Annotated in this window: 1 protein-coding gene; it reads right to left on the bottom strand. The window is 60.5% G+C overall.

Annotation, left to right across the window (positions count from 1 at the left end; all coding sequences use genetic code 11):
• Nucleotides 1-905 (bottom strand): ATP-binding cassette domain-containing protein (locus tag AC1DT3_RS22780; protein WP_477467436.1); only part of this gene is annotated, 905 nt, incomplete at both ends.

Raw genomic sequence — 905 nt, 5'->3', positions numbered from 1 at the left:
CGTCATAACCGTTCGCGCGGGTCACGATTGTATCGTGGATGCAAGCGTCCCTTGCACCCTGTACCACCGCATCCCAGGGCGTTACGGGATCCCACAGAGTGAGGTTCTCGGCGATGCTGCCCTCGAACAAGTAGATGTCTTGGTCGACCCAGGCAACGGATGCGGTGACGAGGTCGCGGGGAATCGTAGGAAGCGGCCTCCCGTCCATCAAAACCGCGCCGCCACTGGGCTGGTAGAGACCGAGAATGAGCCGCAGAAGAGTGGACTTTCCGCTCCCGCTCCGGCCCACGATCGCGACTCGCTGGCCGGGCTGCACTTGGAGGTCGACACTTTTGATGAACGGAGCGTCGAGACTGGAGAAGGCAAACGATACGCCTTGCAGTTCGATTGCCCCAGAGAGGGGCCGATCCCCGACATCCTGATCGACGGCCGCCGGCACGGCGTTTGGATTGCCTCCGAGCATCGGATCGGTCGGGCTCATGAGCACGTCGTTGAGACGGTTCATGTGGCCGCTCGCCTCCTGAAGCTGCGAGTTGAAACCGATCAGCGATTGGATGGGACTGACGAAGTAGTGAAGCAGCATCTGGAACGCGACGAGACCGCCGATGCTGAGTTTGCCATCAATGATAAGGAGAGCGCCAACACCGAGCACCGCCGCGGTTGTTGCGGCACTCAGGACAGACGGCACGGCGGAAAGCCAGAGCGACGTACGCCCCAGATCCTGTGAGGTGTTGATGCTGTTTGTCTGATAACCGGACCAGACGCGAAAAAAGTCGCTCTCCGTACCGGTTGCCTTGATGGYGTCCAGAGATTGCAGGCCCGCCATTGCAGCGCCAGAGACTTTCGCACTCGTATTGAGCAGCGATGCATTGAGATCGCGCAGACGACGCTGGACGAGTGTCACC

The organism is Microvirga sp. P4_G7 (genome assembly GCF_056401005.1).
Note: the sequence above shows the minus strand (reverse complement) of the source record. Positions and strands in the feature narration are given on the sequence as shown.